Source organism: Kribbella sp. NPDC005582, from assembly GCF_040605415.1.
Lineage (GTDB): Bacteria > Actinomycetota > Actinomycetes > Propionibacteriales > Kribbellaceae > Kribbella.
In genome coordinates, this window is sequence record NZ_JBEXCU010000002.1 from 340,866 (window position 1) to 356,025 (window position 15,160).

Here is a 15,160-nt window from a genome sequence, read left to right on the forward strand (position 1 = left end):
CCGGGGTGACGGGTCCACCTCGCGGTCGGCGGGCGGCCGTCGTACTGGGGACTGTGGCGCTGTCGCTGCTCGCCGGTGGACTGGCGGGTGCGGTCACCGGCGGCTGGGGAGACAGCTCGGTGGAGTTGCCGCAGGCGGCGGCTCCTTCGGCGATCGGCCAGCAAGGGTCGATCTCAGCGGCCGCGGCAAGTGTTCTGCCCGGTGTGGTGTCCGTTCGGGCCGGCCGAGCGACCGGCTCAGGGTTCGCGATCGACGCGCAAGGGCACGTGGTGACCAACGCCCATGTGGTGGAAGGAGCGAGCAATGTATCCGTGGTCCTGTCGAACGGCCGTCAGATCGACGCGGACGTCCTCGGCGTGGACTCGAGCAACGACCTCGCGGTCCTCCAGGTCGCGCCGGCCGACGCCGAGGGCCTGCGCGCGCTCCCGCTCGGCCGGTCCGCGCAGCTCCATGTCGGCGACCCGGTCCTGGCCGTCGGTTCACCACTAGGCCTGGAAGGTACCGTCACCGCCGGCATCGTCAGCGCCCTCGACCGCCAGGCCCGCTTCGGCGACAACCCCACCCGCCAGTCCGCCATCCAGACCGACGCCGCCATCAACCCCGGCAACTCCGGCGGCCCACTCGTCAACGCCGCCGGCCAGGTAGTAGGCGTCAACACCGCCATCGCCACGCTAGGCACGTCCCGCTCCGGCAACATCGGCATCGGCTTCGCCATCCCCGTAGACCGCATGACCACCATCCTCCGCCCACTCATCGACTAAAACACCGTCTCACGCCCAAGAACACCGTATTAGCCCGACCAACCTTGAGCACCCTTCAACCACCCCACCCGGCGAAATGCGGTCGATGGGCGCTCAAGGCCAGCACCCGGTACGACGTTGAGCACCCTTCAACCACTCCACGCGGCGAAATGTGGTTGGTGGGCGCTCAAGGCGAGCAGCTGTACGACGTTGAGCACGGTTCGACCACTCCGCGCGGTGAAGTGCGGTTGGTGGGTGCCCAAGGCGAGCAGCGAGTACGACGTTGAGCACCCCTCAACCACTCCACGCGGCGAAATGTGGTTGGTGAGTGCCCAACGCGAGCAGCTCGTACGACGTTGAGCACCGTTCGACCGGCGTACCGGGTGCGAGGTGATCGGTGGGCGCTCAAGGTGCCCCCGGGCAGTCGGCCTAGGCACGGCGGACCGCCACCACCGTCCAACCTCGTCGGCTGGCCTTCCACGCGCTCGTCCCACGCTCAGCCGGCCCGCGCGGCGGCGGCTAGTGAGTGGTGGCGGTCCGCCAGGCCATCACAAGTGGCCGCACCGGCGTGTGCTGAGCGTGCCAGTGGCTGCGTGCACGCGGTTGTGATGGCCTGCAGGTCCGCGGGGTGGGTGGATGGCGTGTTGCTGGTGGCGGTTTCGGCTCGGCCGACCGCCTCCACCGTGCAACCTCGTGGGCGTGCTCTCCACGCGCTCGTCACGCGCTCAACGGGCCCACGCCAAGGCGGTTGGTGGTGGTGGCGGTCCGCCAGGCCATCACAAGTGGCGGTTCCGGGGTGGGCTGAGCGTGGCGGTGGGTGGGTGTACGCGGTTGTGATGGCGTGCACGTCCGCCCGAGGTGTGAGGCGTGCAGCTCTGAACCCGGTGGGGGAGTGCGGATCTGGGGCACTCACCGACTGCTGGCTGGGGGTGTTGGGGCGCGTGTGGTGCGCTGGGCGGGGCGAGGGGGCGGGGGTTGGTCAGTGGGGGCGGTTCGTGTTGCCGGGGAAGTGTGTGAGGGCGGCTTAGAGTGGGGGGATGGTGTATTTCGGTGGGCTGTTGGCGTTGCTCGGGGTTGGCACGTTGGTGTTTCGGGATGCCGACGTGGTGGGGTTGCCGGCGGTTGCGGTGGGGGTTGGGCTGCTGGTGGTCGGGGCGGCGGTTTCGGCGTTCGGGTTCGTTCGGCGGCGGAAGGTTCGGGCTCGGAAGATCGCCAACGGGGAGCCGGTGCCGGTGGGCGATGTGATCGAGCGGGCGCGGGCTTTGCCGCGGTTGATTCGGGCGGCTCGGTCGGGTGCCTACAGCGAGTTGCCGAAGACCCGGATGGGCTTGTGGGTGCTCGCGCTGGTGTACCTGGTGTCGCCGTTCGACATCCTGCCGGACCTGCTGCCGATCATCGGTGTGACCGACGACGCCGGCGTCGCGGTGTGGTTGCTGACGAGCGTCTCGACCGCGGCCGGTCTCTACCTCAATCACGAGCGCAAGCAGGTCAATCAGCGCCCTCAGGACTGACCGACCAACGCCTCGGCGACCGTAGTCCGCGCGTACAGCACGACCCTCCCGGCGCGATGAGCGGTCACCAACCCACCGGACCGCAACGCGCTCAAATGTTGTGAGACCCCACCCGCCGTCAACCCAGTACGGCGTGCCAACTCCGTCGTAGACCGCGGTGCGTCCAGCTCGCCCAGCAACGCCGCTCGCGACCTCCCCAGTACGGCGGCCAGCCCCGCCGGCGTGGTCCGCGCCGAGTCGTCCCAGAGCGTGGCGATCCCGCGCGCCGGATAGGTCAGCGTCGGCTGCCACGGCGGAATCGTGCTCGAGTACACCGTCGGCCACACGAACGCGGACGGCGTCAGCAAGAACCCCTCACCCGCCAACTGTCGCGCACCGTGAAACCGCCGATGCCGGATGGACAACGTCTGATCTCGCCACCGCACCGTGTCCGCGAGATCGGCGAACAACCCGGCCGGCCCACCCTGCCCCAACTGCCGCCCGCGATACATCAGGTCGCTGTCGAGCAACGCCCGGATCCGCCCCCAATGCGGCGCGATCGCCAGCTCCCAGTAGGCCGCGATCTGATCAGCCAACCGCACCAGTCCAGACGAAGGATCGGCGTACAAATCCGCCACCGCCTCCGACGGCAGATCCCCGGGGCCCGGCCGCCGCATCCGCCGCGGCACCTGCGCTTCAGCGAGCGACCCAAAGGGATGCTTCCGCGCATAAGCCAGTACGCCGAGATCCGCCCGTACCTGCTCAGCCGGCACCCGGCGCAGTGCCCCGAGCTCACCCTCCAGTACCGGGAACGGGCTCTGTGGCGGCGGAGTGAGGAAGTCCGCGAGATACCAGACCTCCGGATCGATCAGGTCGAACAGCAGCCCCAGCTCAACGCCCGCAAGTCGTTCCCTGGCCTCAGTCACCCAGCGCCCATGGAACTGGTGCGGCCGCCGCGACTTCAGCAGCCGCACGCTCGCCACCACCTCCCACAACGGCGACATCGCCAGCCGCATCCGGGCCAGGTCGGGAACTGTGAAGGTGATCGTCAGCATTTAGCTCAGTCTAAATCAGTTCAACCGCCGGTACGCCGTCCCGCACGCTGATGCCCATCGACCACGAGAGGAATCCCATGCAGACCAGACTGAAGCTCGGCGAACTCGACATCCACCGGCTCGGCTTCGGCGCCATGCGCGCCTCCGGCTACTACCGCCCGGAGGCCGACCGGACCAACGCGATCCGGCTCCTCCGCCGGACCGTCGAGCTCGGCGTCGACTTCATCGACACCGCCGATTCGTACGGTCTTGGCGCCAACGAAGACCTCCTCGCCGAGGCCCTGCACCCGTACGGCGGCGTCCTCATCGCGACCAAGGTCGGCCGCACCCGGCCCTCGCCGACCGACTGGACTCCCTGCGGCCGACCGGAGTACCTCAAGCAGGCCGCCGAGCTGAGTCTGCGCAGGCTGAAGGTCGAGCGCATCGACCTGCTCCAGCTGCACCGGATCGACCCGACCGTCCCGTACGCCGACCAGCTCGGCGCACTGGCGGAACTGGTTGCCGAAGGCAAAGTGCGGCACCTCGGCCTGTCCGAGGTCACCGTCGACCAGCTCCGCGAGGCGCGCGAAACCCTCGACATCGTGAGCGTGCAGAACCGCTACAACCTGACCGATCGCGACCACGAGGACGTCCTCGACTACTGCACGGCCGAGGGGATCGCCTTCATCCCGTACGTCCCGATTGCCAAGGGTGAGCACGCCGGCTCGCAATTGCTGGCCTCGATCGCCAACGAGCTGGGTGCGACCGCCGCGCAGCTCTCGCTGGCCTGGCTCCTGCACCGCTCGCCGGTGATCGTCCCCATTCCCGGCACCCGGTCGATCCAGCACCTCGAGGAGAACGTCGCGGCCGCCGACGTCACCTTGTCTGTCGAGCACTACGCGAGGTTGGAGGCACTGAGCCCGACCCGCTGAGCCAGTCCGCAACATCCTCCGCCGCCTCGTCTGGATACGAGTAGGCGAAGAACTGCAAAGGATCCGTCGGTTCGTCGTCAGTCCGGCAAGCCAGCCTGGTCGCGGCAACGACAAGCTCCCGGGCGGCCGCCAACACAAGCTCGGCCTGAGCCAGAGCGGCCGCCGGGTCGGACAACTCAGCCACGGACCGAGCCAACTCGGAGACCTCGCAGGCCTGATAAGCCATCGCCAGCTGAGCCCGGTTCATCCGAAAGCCCGGACGAAGAACAAGGTAGTCATGGCGACCGCGGTGGTCAGAACGAGGACCCGAAGAACAGTCGCCGGAAGGCGGCGAACCAGATGAGCGCCGGCATAACCCCCGACCATGGCACCGAGGAGCATGGTCACCAGATACGTCGGCTGATCGAGGATGTTCGCGGCGAAGACGAAGATCAACCCAGAGGTCAGATAGACCGCAGCGACCTGGATCACTCGCAGCGGATTGCCCTTGGCCGGATCGAGCGACGTGGTCGCCGTCCAGAACGCGAGCATCATCAGCCCCACCGCGCCACCGAAGTACCCGCCGTAGATCGACAACACGAACTGGCCGGCCAGGATCGCGGCCGGGCCCGGCGTACCGATCCGGATCGCGCGGGTCAGCCGCTTCCCGAACGCGAGCACGAGCGTGGCGAACGCGAGCAACCACGGCACCGCCGCATCAAAGGATGCCGAGGGCAACAACAGCAACAATCCGGCGCCAAGGGCGCCGCCGAGCACACTGGCCACGGTGAGCCGGATCGTGGACGGCTGCGAGAAGGTGTGCACATCGCGCCGATAGACCCAGGCGCTGGTCGCGTTGCCCGGCAGCATCGCGACCGTGGTGGTCGCGTTGGCCATGACCGGTGGCATACCGCCTGCCACCAGCGCCGACAGCGCGACGAAGCTCCCGCCGCCGCCCACGGCGTTCAAGGCGCCGGCGACGACACCGGCCAGCAGGATCATCAGCACCCTTCGAGGATCGGTGCTGGCGCGGCAGGTCACAATGCGCGATTCCCGTAGCCAGCCTAAGGCTGAGGCGTAGGCTGAAAGCATGCGGTACGACCTGGACGACCTCCGCCTCTTCACGCATGTCGCCACCGAAGGCTCGATCACCGGCGGTGCCAAAGCAATGCACCTTAGCCTGCCTTCGGCCAGCGCGCGGGTCAGATCGCTGGAAGCGCAGGCCGGTGTCCCGCTGCTGATCCGCGAGCGTCGAGGCGTCCGCCTTACTCCCGCGGGCGCCACTCTGGCCAGGCACGCGCGCGAGGTGCTGGCCGAAACCACCCGCCTCGACAGCGCAGTCGCGTCGTACGCCGTCTCCGGGACGGAACCGGTCCGCCTGGTCGCCGGGGGATCGGCGATGCACCAGCTCGTCCCGGCCGCGCTGGCCACGTTCCTGCGCGACCACCCCGAGTACGACGTCAACGTGAAGGAACGCCGTACCGTGCGAAGTGTCCGCATCCTCGCCGCGGGTGAAGCCGATCTCGGCGTGATCCTCGACGACGAGCCGACTCCGCTACGCACCGAACCACTCGCCGACGACTCGCTGGTGGTGATCGGTCAGGCCGGCGGCGTCCTCTCCGGCCGCACCTCCATCGCGTACGCCGAAGTCGCCGAACATCCCCTGATCGCGCTGGACCGGGGATCCCCGCTGACGCTGTGGATGGAGGAGCGGCTCGGCCCGCAGGCCCCAGTGCCGCGCTACCGCACGCTCGTCCCGACGCTGCACACCGTGATCATCCTGGCGACCGGCGGCGCCGGCCTGGCGATCATCCCGCGGCGCGCGGTCGACGCGATCACCTCGATCGACATCTGCCCACTCGAAGACGCGTGGTCCACCCGAGCGCACCTGCTCTGCTACGCCGCCAACGCTCCCGAAGGCGCCCACCTCCTGGCCGAGCACCTCCGCGCAGCGGCTAGCGTGCGGGCATGACTGACATCCCCCTGCAGGCGTACAGCGCGCTGCTGTACAGCAGCAACATCGCGATGGTCTGCCGGGCGCTGAACATGTACCAGGTGGCCGCGTCGTACACGCAGTTGAGCGGCGGCAACCCACTCGAGGAGCTGGCGGGAGAAACCCGCGAGGTCGCGCTGCGGATCCTGGCCGGCCCGCCGGTCGAGGCGAGCGAAGACATCCGCGCCGGCTTCGACCACTTGAGCGCTCTCAATGTGCTGGCCACCCTCGCGCAGCCCGAGGACGCGCAGGTGCTGCAGCGGATCGCCGCCGAGACCACGGACGAGGAGGTTCGGGCGCTGGCCACGCTGGTAGCCCGCACTGTCGGATAGCGTGCAAACCATGCGCGCTCTGACAGTGGAAGAAGCCCGGCAGCGGGCCGCGGACCTGACCGTGGAGTCCTACCGGGTCGACTTCGACCTGACCGATCCCGGGGACAGCTTCGAGGTGACGAGCCGGATCAGGTTCACAGCAGTCGGCGAGGCCAGCTGGGTCGACGTGAAGCCGGAGCGGCTGCTCTCGGTCGAGCTGAACGGGCAGTCGCTGGACTCGGCACTGCTGGCCGAGGGCAGGTTCCCGCTGACCGGTCTGCAGGCTGACAACGAGCTGGTGATCCACGCCGTACAGAAGTACTCCGTTGATGGCGAGGGACTGGTTCGATCGGTCGATGCGGCTGATGGGCGCGTCTACACCTACGGGATGTCGTCGCTGGAGTCCGCGCCGCGGTACTACCCGTGTTTCGACCAGCCCGACCTCAAAGCGCCGTACACGGTGACGGTGAAGTGTCATGAGGACTGGGTGGTGCTGGGCAACGGCGCAGCCACTCGTACGGCGCCAGGGGAGTGGGCGCTGGCCGAGACCAAGCCGCTGTCGACGTACTTCGTCACGATCGTCGCTGGTCCGTACCACCTGATCCGCACCGAGTACGACGGGATCCCGCTCGGACTCGCCTGCCGGCAATCGCTCACGGAGCACCTGGAGCGCGACGCCGAGGACCTGTTCCGGACGACCCGGGACGCGTTCGACGCGTACCACCGGATGTTCGGGCAGCGCTACATGTTCGGCGAGTACTGGCAGGCTTTCGTGCCGGACTTCAACCTCGGCGCGATGGAGAACCCCGGCTGCGTCACGGTCTCCGACGACCTCTTGTTCCGGGCCCAGGCGACGTCGGCCGAGCGCAGTACCCGGTCGCGCATTCTGGTGCACGAAATGGCGCACATGTGGTTCGGCGACCTGGTCACCATGAAGTGGTGGAACGACATGTGGCTGAACGAGTCGTTCGCCGAGTACATGGCGCACCGCGTGGCCGAGGAGGCGACGGCGTACCAGGGCAACTGGACCGACTTCGCCTTCGTGCGCAAGTGGTGGGGCATGCAGACCGACCAGAGCAGCTCGACGCACCCGGTCGCGCCGGACAGCCTGAAGGACGCGCGCCAGTCGCTCGACGACTTCGACGGCATCTCGTACGCCAAGGGCGCCGCGGTTCTCAAGCAGCTCGCGAAGTATCTCGGTGACGACGTGTTCCTTCAGGGCGTCAACGCGCACCTGAAGGCGCACGAGTACGGCAACGCGGACCTGGCCGAGTTCATCGCGAAGCTGACCGAGGCCGGCGCTGCGGGGCTCGCGAACTGGTCCGATCAATGGCTGCGGACGTCCGGTCTGGACACCTTGTCCGCCGAGCGCACGGCGAGCGGCGTCCAGCTGCATCGGCAGCGCCCGGACGAGGCGCGCCGTCCGCACACCCTGACCGTCGGTGGGTACGACGAGAGCGGAGCGGCCACAATCGTCGACCTGGTCGTCGACGAAGACGTCACCGAGGTTGCCTTGAGCAACGAGCTCGCGGTGATCGTGCCGGACGCCCAGGACGACACCTGGGCGAAGGTCCGGCTCGATGCCGCCAGCTTGGCCAACTTGCCCACGGTCCTGCCGAAGATCGCCGACAGTACGACGAGAGCCGTGATCTGGAACGCGGTCCGCGACGCGACGATGGCGGGTGAGCTCGACCCGTGGCAGGCGCTGAACCTGTTCGCGGCAACCGTCGGGTCCGAGGACAGTGACGTCGCGGTCGAGTCGCTCGTCCGCTGGCTGCTGGATCGCGTCGTCGGCGGCTACCTCCCGTACGACGAATCCCGCGCTGTGGTCGCGGACGCGCTGGAAGCGAAGCTGGCGGCCGTGGAGCCGGGCAGCAGCCTGCAGCTAGCCACCGCTCGCGGTTTCGTGGCAGTCATGAAGAATGTGGAGTTGTTGCAGGACTGGTTGGCCGCGGGGGAGTCGACGCGAGGAGACGCGGAGCGGTTGGCTGATGCTGCCTCGGCACGAGTGCCGCGTGGCTTGGTCGTGGGCCAGGATCTGCGCTGGGCGATCGTTCTCCAATTGGTCCGGCTGGATGCCTTCGGTGCGGCCGAGATCGACGCGGAGCTCGCCCGGGACCAGTCGTCCGAGGGCGTCACCCACGCCGCCCGCTGCCGCGCAGCCCTTGCCAACGGCAAGGAAACCGCCTGGACCCGGATCATGACCGATCCGGAGATCGGCGTCCGGGAACTGCTCGCCACGCCGAGGGTTTCTGGCATCCCGCGCAGGAGGCGATCACCGCGCCGTACGTCGAGAGGTTCTTCACCGATATCGCCCGGACCGGGGAGTTCCGGTCCGGGATGGTGCTGATGCTGACCGCGATGCGGATCGTGCCGAAGTACGCGATCGACGCCGGGCTGATCGGCGCGGCCGAGGCGTTGAGCCGCGACGAGACCGTCACCTCGGGGATCCGGCGCGCGGTTGCGAACTACCTCGACGACCTGCGCCGGGCCGTCGACGTGCGGGAGCGGTGGCTCAGCGCGGGGTGAGCCGCTCGGCGACGGCCTTGCGGGCCTGGTGGATGCGCGCCTTCACCGTGCCCAGCGGTACGTCGAGCTCGTCGGCGATCTCGGCGTACGTGAGAGCGCCGAGGTCGCGCAGGACGAGCGGCTGAACGAGCTGCGGGTGGCTGGACTCGAGGTGCTCGAGCGCCTCCAGCAGGTCCAGCCGGGACCCGGCGATGACCGAGGTGGTCCGCGGGTCGACGGCCTCGGGCAGGTACTCCGATGTCTGCTCGACGGAGCGCCGCTTGAGCGAGCGGTAGGTCTGGCGCGCCTGGTTGGTGGCCACGATCGTCACCCAGCCGGCGAAGCTGCCGGTGCCCTTGAAGGTGTGCAGCTTGTTCACCACCTGGAGCAGGGTGTCCTGGACCGCCTCCTCGGCGTCCTCGCGGTGCGGAAGGAACTTCGCCACCCGCCGCTGGACCAGCGGCCGGATCGCGTGCAGCAGCTCGGGCATCACGGCCGGATCGGCCAGCGTGCGCGCCGCGAGGGCATCGAGCTCCTCGTTCATACTCCCCCAGAGAGTGGTGTTCCCGTTCGGACCTGGTCGTGACCGACAATAGCTCTCGATGGATGTCATCGGACGGTACCGGCTACAGGACCAGATCGGCGCGGGCGCGTTCGCGACGGTCTGGCGAGGCTACGACGACGACCTCGACGTGGACGTCGCGGTCAAGATCCTCGCCGACAACTGGGCGTCGCGCGCCGACGTCCGGGAGCGCTTCCTGTCCGAGGCGCGGCTGATGCGCCGGATCGCGAGCGATCGGGTGGTCCGGGTCTTCGACCTCGGCAAGCTGCCCGACGGGCGGCCGTACTTCGTCATGGACTACGTCGGCGGCGGTACGCTCGCCGACCTGCTGCGGCAGGGGACGATCGACCCGGTCGACGCGCTGTGGTGGGGTGCGGACCTGGCCCGCGCGGTGGCTGCGCTGCACAACGAGGGGGTCGTGCACCGCGACGTCACCCCGGCGAACCTGCTGCTCCGCGAGAACGCCGGCGTCGAGTCCGGCGGCGGCACACACCGGATCGTGCTCGCTGACCTTGGGCTGGCCAAGCGGGCGGCCGAGGCCTCCGGGCTGACCCAGGCGGTCGGCACACCGTCGTACATGGCGCCTGAGCAGGGGCGCGGCGACGGCGGGTTCGACGAGCGCGCGGACATCTACGCGATCGGTGCGGTGGCCTATGCGCTGCTCACCGGACATCCGCCGTACGCCGTCTCCTCGATCCCGGACGTGCTCAACCGGGACCCAGAGCTGCTGCCGGACAGCCTGTATCCGGTGCTGCATGAAGGGGTCGGCGACCTGGACGACGTCTTCGCGCGGGCGCTCGCCTACAACCCGGCCGACCGCTTCGACCGGGCCGAGACGCTCGCCGAGCGGCTCGAGGCCGAGGCCTATCGGCTGGAGCAGGAGGCGCCGCTGCGCGCCCTGGAACGCACCAGCATCACCGACGACGACGGCTCGACCACGATCGCCACGGACCCACCGGTACGCCGTCGCCGCCGGCGGCTCTGGGTGTGGTTCGCCGCCTCGCTGCCGGTGGTGTTCGCCGCTGCCGGGGTGGGCGGCTGGTACCTGTTCGGACAGTGAGACGAGGGTGCTCTTAGGGGGCGATGACTGCTTAGGGTAGCGACATGGCTACTCACCGCAGTCTTCTCGTTCTCGGTGCCGCCGTACTCCCGCTGATCTTCGGCCTGCCGGCGGCCGCACAGCCGGTCGCCAGCTACGCGTGTCGGGCGAACACCAAGTTCGGCAAGCACCTGCTTTCGCTGCGACAAGGCGTCGACGCGAAGGCACCCGCCACGGTCAAGCCGAACCATCGCTTCTCGATCACCGTCGACCTCAAGCCCGGCCAGCTCCCCGGCGAGGTCAAAGGCTTCAAACTCAAAGAGGTCCGGGACCTCTCGCTGCGCGTCCCGATCCCGCCCAACTCGTCGTACGTGAGCGCGACCCTGACCGGCGGCTCCGGTCTCAACTCGACCCCGTCCGTCCGCCTTGACGGCCGCACCGCGGTCATCACCGTCACCGGCCCGATCCCCGGCGGAGCGGCGTACCAGCTCCCGACCCTGACGCTGCGCCTCAAGGCCGGCCGCCGCGGAGCCGTCGTAGAAACCCGCCTGCAGGGCACGTCCTACGACAACCCCGGCCTGACCCTCACCGCGAAGATCAAGTGGAAGTTCGTCACCCTCAACTCGCCGGTCACCTGCTACCCCAACCCCAACCCAGCCCTCACCCGAACCACCATCCGCTGATCCGCATGGGGTGGGGAGGTCAGACGCCGATGGGGTGCCAGACGGTTTTGAGTTCGAGGTACTGGGTCAGGCGGGACAGGCCTGGGGACTCGGTCCAGTCCTCGGCGGCAGGGCGGCGTACGCGCTTCAGGTTCTCGGCGGCGGCTGCTTCCAGGTCGCGGGCCTCGTCGGCGGTGTCGATGCCGCAGAGGTCGATGGCGTTGACGTCCATGTGGGACGCGAGCCAGGGCGCGATCTCGGAGGCTGAGCCGGTGAGCAGGTTGACCACGCCGCCGGGCAGGTCGGAGGTGGCCATCACCTCGCCGAGGGTGATCGCGGGCAGCGGACGCTCGTACGACGACACTGCGACGACCGTGTTGCCGGAGACGATCGCGGGAGCGATCACCGAGGTCAGGCCGAGCAGGCTGGAGTCCTGCGGAGCGAGGACCGCGACCACGCCGGTTGCCTCGGGCAACGAGAAGTCGAAGTACGGGCCGGCCACCGGGTTGCTGGAGCCGACCACCTGGGCGAGCTTGTCGGCCCAGCCGGCGTACCAGACCCAGCGGTCGATCGAGGCGTCGACGACATCGCGGGCCTTGCCGATCGACAGGCCCTCGGAGGCGGCGACCTCGGCGCTGAACTGGTCGTGCCGGCCCTCCATCACCTCCGCGATCCGGTAGAGCACCTGACCACGGTTGTACGCCGTTTTGCCCGACCAGCCGCCGAACGCCTTGCGAGCCGCGACGACCGCGTCCCGGGCGTCCTTGCGGGATGCCTGCGAGGCGTTCGCCAGGAACTTGCCCTTGGCGTTCGTCACGACGTACGTCCGGCCGGACTCGCTGCGCGGGAACGCGCCGCCGATGTAGAGCTTGTAGGTCTTGCGGACCTCGAGACGAGAACTGTCCTTAGTGGGCAAGGTAAGCCTCCAGGCCGTGACGGCCGCCTTCGCGGCCGTAGCCCGACTCCTTGTAGCCGCCGAACGGCGAGGTCGGGTCGAAGCGGTTGAACGTGTTGGCCCAGACCACGCCGGCGCGCAGCTGGTTCGCCATCCAGAGGATCCGGGAACCCTTCTCGGTCCAGATCCCGGCCGACAGCCCGAACGGCGTGTTGTTCGCCTTCTCGACGGCTTCCTGCGGCGTGCGGAAGGTGAGCACCGACAGCACCGGCCCGAAGATCTCCTCGCGGGCGATCCGGTGTGCCTGGGAGACCCCGGTGAAGACAGTCGGCGGGAACCAGAAGCCCTGCGCCGGCAGCTCGCACTCCGGCGACCAGCGCTCGGAGCCCTCGTCCTCACCGATCTGCGACAGCTCACGGATCTTCGCCAGCTGGGCCGACGAGTTGATCGCGCCGATGTCGGTGTTCTTGTCCAGCGGATCGCCGACCCGCAGGCTGCTCATCCGGCGCTTCAGCCGCGCCAGGACCTCGTCGTACACACTCTCCTGGACCAGCAGCCGCGAACCCGCGCAGCAGACGTGCCCCTGGTTGAAGAAGATGCCGTTGACGATGCCCTCGATGGTCTGGTCGATCGGGGCGTCCTCGAAGACGATGTTCGCCGCCTTGCCGCCGAGCTCCAGCGTGACCGCCTTGTCGGTGCCCGCGACGGACTTCGCGATCGCGCGGCCGACCGCGGTCGAACCGGTGAAGGCCACCTTGTTCACATCGGGGTGCTCGACCAGCGCCTGACCGGTCCGGCCGGCGCCGGTGATGATGTTGACCACACCCGGCGGCAGATCGGCCTGCTGGCAGATCTCCGCGAAGGCGAGTGCCGTCAGTGGCGTCGTCTCGGCCGGCTTCAGTACGACGGTGTTGCCGGCGGCCAGCGCGGGTGCGATCTTCCAGGCCAGCATCAGCAGCGGGAAGTTCCACGGGATGACCTGACCGGCCACACCCCACGGCTGCGGGTCCGCGCCGACGCCGGCGTACTCGAGCTTGTCGGCCCAGCCTGCGTAGTAGAAGAAGTGCGCGGCCACCAACGGGATGTCGACGTCACGCGACTCACGGATCGGCTTGCCGTTGTCGAGCGACTCCAGCACCGCCAGCTCGCGCGAGCGCTCCTGGATCAGCCGCGCGATCCGGTACAGGTACTTCGCCCGGTCCCGGCCGCTCATCGGGCCCCAGACCTTGTCGAACGCCTTGCGGGCGGCGCGAACCGCCTTGTCGACGTCAGCAGGCCCGGCCTCGCTGACCTCGGCCAGCACCTCTTCCGACGCAGGACTGATCGTCTTGAAGGGCTTGCCGTCGGTCGCCTCGACGAACGCGCCGTTGACGAACAGCCCGTACGACGACTTGATGTCGACGATGGCCCGCGATTCCGGGGCCGGTGCGTACTCGAATCTGCTCATGCCTCAGTCCAGCGTGAAGTAGTCGGGGCCTGGGTAATGACCGGTGGCCAGCTTGGTGCGTTGCATCAGCAGGTCGTTCAGCAGGCTGGAGGCGCCGAAGCGGAACAGCTCCGGGTCCAGCCAGTCGGGTCCGGCGGTCTCGTTGACCGTGACCAGGTACTTGATCGCGTCCTTCGCGGTCCGGATGCCACCGGCCGGCTTGACGCCGATGTGCAGCCCGGTGGCTTCGTGGTAGTCGCGGACCGCCTCCAGCATCACCAGCGTCACCGGCAGCGTCGCGGCCGGTGACACCTTGCCGGTGGAGGTCTTGATGAAGTCGGCGCCGGCCAGCATCGCCAGCCAGGACGCACGCCGTACGTTGTCGTAGGTGACCAGCTCGCCGGTCTCCAGGATCACCTTGAGATGCGCGTCACCCGCGGCCTCGCGGATCGCGGCGATCTCGTCGAAGACCAGGCCGTAGCGCCCGGACAGGAAAGCCCCGCGGTCGATCACCATGTCGACCTCGTCGGCGCCGGCCGCGACCGCGTCCTTGGTGTCCTGGATCTTGATCGCCAGACTCGAACGCCCACTGGGGAAGGCGGTGGCCACACTCGCGACGTTGATCCCGGTCCCGCGCAGCTCGAACTTCGCCGTCGCCACCAGGTCCGGGTAGACACAGACCGCGGCCACCTGCGGCGCGGTCTGATCGGCCGGGTCCGGCCGCTTGGCCTTCGCGCACAGCGCGCGCACCTTGCCCGGGGTGTCCTGGCCCTCCAGCGTGGTCAGGTCGATCATCTGGATCGCCAGGTCCAGCGCGTACGCCTTGGCCGTGGTCTTGATCGACCGCGTGCCGAGGGTGGCCGCCCTGGCTTCGGCGCCGACCTGGTCGACGCCCGGCAGACCGAGCAGGAACCGGCGCAGCCGGTCCTCGGACGAGGTCACGTCGGCCAGACTGTCGACGCCTGTGTCGGTAGTGGTCACCCTTGCCAGCATAGTGCCGATCGAGACGACCAGTTACTTTGTGCGGGTGAAGTCGAACGAGGCCGAGACCGAGACCTACCTGTCCACCTCCAACCGGATCTCCGGGGTGATCGTGCTCGTCATCGGGGCGGTCGGTCTGCTGGACATCGTGCTGGAGTGGCGGACTGCTTCCGGCCTCATGGTCGGCAGCCTGATCGGGATCTGCATGGTGCTCGCGTACTGCGGTCTGATCCGGCCCTCCGTCACGCTCCGGCCGGACGTGATCGTGCTGCGTAACCACCTGCGGGATCGAGTGATTCCGTGGAACCAGGTCGCCGGGGCCGATGTCGCCGACATCCTCCGCGTGCACACCGACGCGGGCCGCTTCCGCGCGCCGGGTGTGCAGCTCGTCATGCGTGACCTGCGCAAGCAGCGCGTCGGCGGCCGCAAGGTCGCGCCGGACAGCTCGGTCTCCCGCGCGGATCTGGTCGTCGGCCGGATCGAGACGCACATGGAGCAGTACGGCGCTGTCGACGGTGGCGAGGTCAAGACGAGCTGGGCCCGGCCCGAGCTGGCGATCATGGGCGTCCTGGCGGTCGTCGCCGTTGTCGCCGCAGTGCTCCGCTGAC

The 15,160-nt window shown here is 68.8% G+C and carries 16 protein-coding genes; 10 read left to right on the top strand and 6 right to left on the bottom strand.

Annotation, left to right across the window (positions count from 1 at the left end):
- The first annotated feature begins 5 nt into the window (after positions 1-5).
- Positions 6-761, top strand: coding sequence for a trypsin-like peptidase domain-containing protein (locus tag ABZS29_RS13205; RefSeq protein WP_355461485.1), 756 nt, complete (start codon positions 6-8; stop codon positions 759-761).
- Positions 762-1,777: 1,016 nt separating this feature from the next.
- Positions 1,778-2,251: a YkvA family protein gene (locus tag ABZS29_RS13210; RefSeq protein WP_355461487.1), complete on the top strand. Its 474-nt coding sequence runs from the start codon at positions 1,778-1,780 to the stop codon at positions 2,249-2,251.
- Here the strand turns inward: ABZS29_RS13210 and ABZS29_RS13215 are convergent.
- Entirely contained in the window at positions 2,242-3,285 is a 1,044-nt protein-coding gene (locus tag ABZS29_RS13215; RefSeq protein WP_355461489.1) for a DUF5937 family protein, read from the bottom strand. The two genes, ABZS29_RS13210 and ABZS29_RS13215, sit on opposite strands and share 10 nt — an antisense overlap.
- Before the next feature lie 77 nt (positions 3,286-3,362).
- Here ABZS29_RS13215 and ABZS29_RS13220 point away from each other — a divergent pair, with 77 nt between their 5' ends.
- Positions 3,363-4,196 (top strand): aldo/keto reductase, encoded by an 834-nt coding sequence (locus ABZS29_RS13220; RefSeq protein WP_355461491.1) that lies wholly within the window; start codon positions 3,363-3,365, stop codon positions 4,194-4,196.
- A 243-nt stretch (positions 4,197-4,439) separates the two neighbouring features.
- On the opposite strand, the gene ABZS29_RS13225 is transcribed toward ABZS29_RS13220, so the two are convergent.
- Positions 4,440-5,177: a sulfite exporter TauE/SafE family protein gene (locus tag ABZS29_RS13225; protein WP_355463166.1), complete on the bottom strand. Its 738-nt coding sequence runs from the start codon at positions 5,175-5,177 to the stop codon at positions 4,440-4,442.
- A gap of 88 nt (positions 5,178-5,265) precedes the next feature.
- On the opposite strand from ABZS29_RS13225, the gene ABZS29_RS13230 reads away from it, so the two are divergent.
- From ABZS29_RS13230 to ABZS29_RS13245, 4 genes are read left to right on the top strand one after another with little or no spacing between them, the layout of a single operon-like run.
- Positions 5,266-6,147: a LysR family transcriptional regulator gene (locus ABZS29_RS13230; protein WP_355461493.1), complete on the top strand. Its 882-nt coding sequence runs from the start codon at positions 5,266-5,268 to the stop codon at positions 6,145-6,147.
- Positions 6,144-6,500, top strand: a complete 357-nt coding sequence (locus ABZS29_RS13235) for a hypothetical protein (RefSeq protein WP_355461494.1) — start codon at positions 6,144-6,146, stop codon at positions 6,498-6,500. Before ABZS29_RS13230 ends, ABZS29_RS13235 begins: the two co-directional genes overlap by 4 nt.
- 10 nt (positions 6,501-6,510) lie before the next feature.
- Positions 6,511-8,829 carry an aminopeptidase N gene (pepN, locus tag ABZS29_RS13240; RefSeq protein ID WP_355461496.1) on the top strand — a complete coding sequence of 773 codons (2,319 nt, stop codon included), beginning with the start codon at positions 6,511-6,513 and terminating at the stop codon, positions 8,827-8,829.
- A complete protein-coding gene (locus tag ABZS29_RS13245; protein WP_355461498.1) occupies positions 8,820-9,008 on the top strand; it encodes a hypothetical protein in 189 nt (62 codons plus the stop codon). Before pepN ends, ABZS29_RS13245 begins: the two co-directional genes overlap by 10 nt.
- Here the strand turns inward: ABZS29_RS13245 and ABZS29_RS13250 are convergent.
- Positions 8,995-9,531, bottom strand: a complete 537-nt coding sequence (locus tag ABZS29_RS13250; protein ID WP_355461500.1) for an RNA polymerase sigma factor — start codon at positions 9,529-9,531, stop codon at positions 8,995-8,997. The two genes, ABZS29_RS13245 and ABZS29_RS13250, sit on opposite strands and share 14 nt — an antisense overlap.
- Positions 9,532-9,589: 58 nt before the next feature.
- Here ABZS29_RS13250 and ABZS29_RS13255 point away from each other — a divergent pair, with 58 nt between their 5' ends.
- Positions 9,590-10,609: a serine/threonine-protein kinase gene (locus ABZS29_RS13255; RefSeq protein WP_355461502.1), complete on the top strand. Its 1,020-nt coding sequence runs from the start codon at positions 9,590-9,592 to the stop codon at positions 10,607-10,609.
- A gap of 44 nt (positions 10,610-10,653) precedes the next feature.
- The gene (locus tag ABZS29_RS13260) at positions 10,654-11,271 is read left to right on the top strand and encodes a hypothetical protein (protein ID WP_355461504.1); all 618 of its coding nucleotides are present in this window, start codon (positions 10,654-10,656) and stop codon (positions 11,269-11,271) included.
- A 19-nt stretch (positions 11,272-11,290) separates the two neighbouring features.
- Here the strand turns inward: ABZS29_RS13260 and ABZS29_RS13265 are convergent, their stop codons facing one another.
- The 3 genes from ABZS29_RS13265 to deoC are packed head-to-tail and all read right to left on the bottom strand — an operon-like array spanning position 11,291 to position 14,552.
- On the bottom strand, positions 11,291-12,166 hold the full coding sequence (locus tag ABZS29_RS13265) for an aldehyde dehydrogenase family protein (protein WP_355461505.1): 876 nt from the start codon (positions 12,164-12,166) through the stop codon (positions 11,291-11,293).
- Positions 12,156-13,592, bottom strand: coding sequence for an aldehyde dehydrogenase family protein (locus ABZS29_RS13270; protein WP_355461507.1), 1,437 nt, complete (start codon positions 13,590-13,592; stop codon positions 12,156-12,158). The genes ABZS29_RS13265 and ABZS29_RS13270 overlap by 11 nt, the downstream gene beginning before the upstream one ends.
- A gap of 3 nt (positions 13,593-13,595) precedes the next feature.
- The gene (gene deoC / locus ABZS29_RS13275; RefSeq protein WP_355461509.1) at positions 13,596-14,552 is read right to left on the bottom strand and encodes a deoxyribose-phosphate aldolase; all 957 of its coding nucleotides are present in this window, start codon (positions 14,550-14,552) and stop codon (positions 13,596-13,598) included.
- A 46-nt stretch (positions 14,553-14,598) separates the two neighbouring features.
- Here deoC and ABZS29_RS13280 point away from each other — a divergent pair, with 46 nt between their 5' ends.
- Positions 14,599-15,159 (top strand): PH domain-containing protein, encoded by a 561-nt coding sequence (locus ABZS29_RS13280; RefSeq protein ID WP_355461511.1) that lies wholly within the window; start codon positions 14,599-14,601, stop codon positions 15,157-15,159.
- Position 15,160 lies beyond the last annotated feature (1 nt).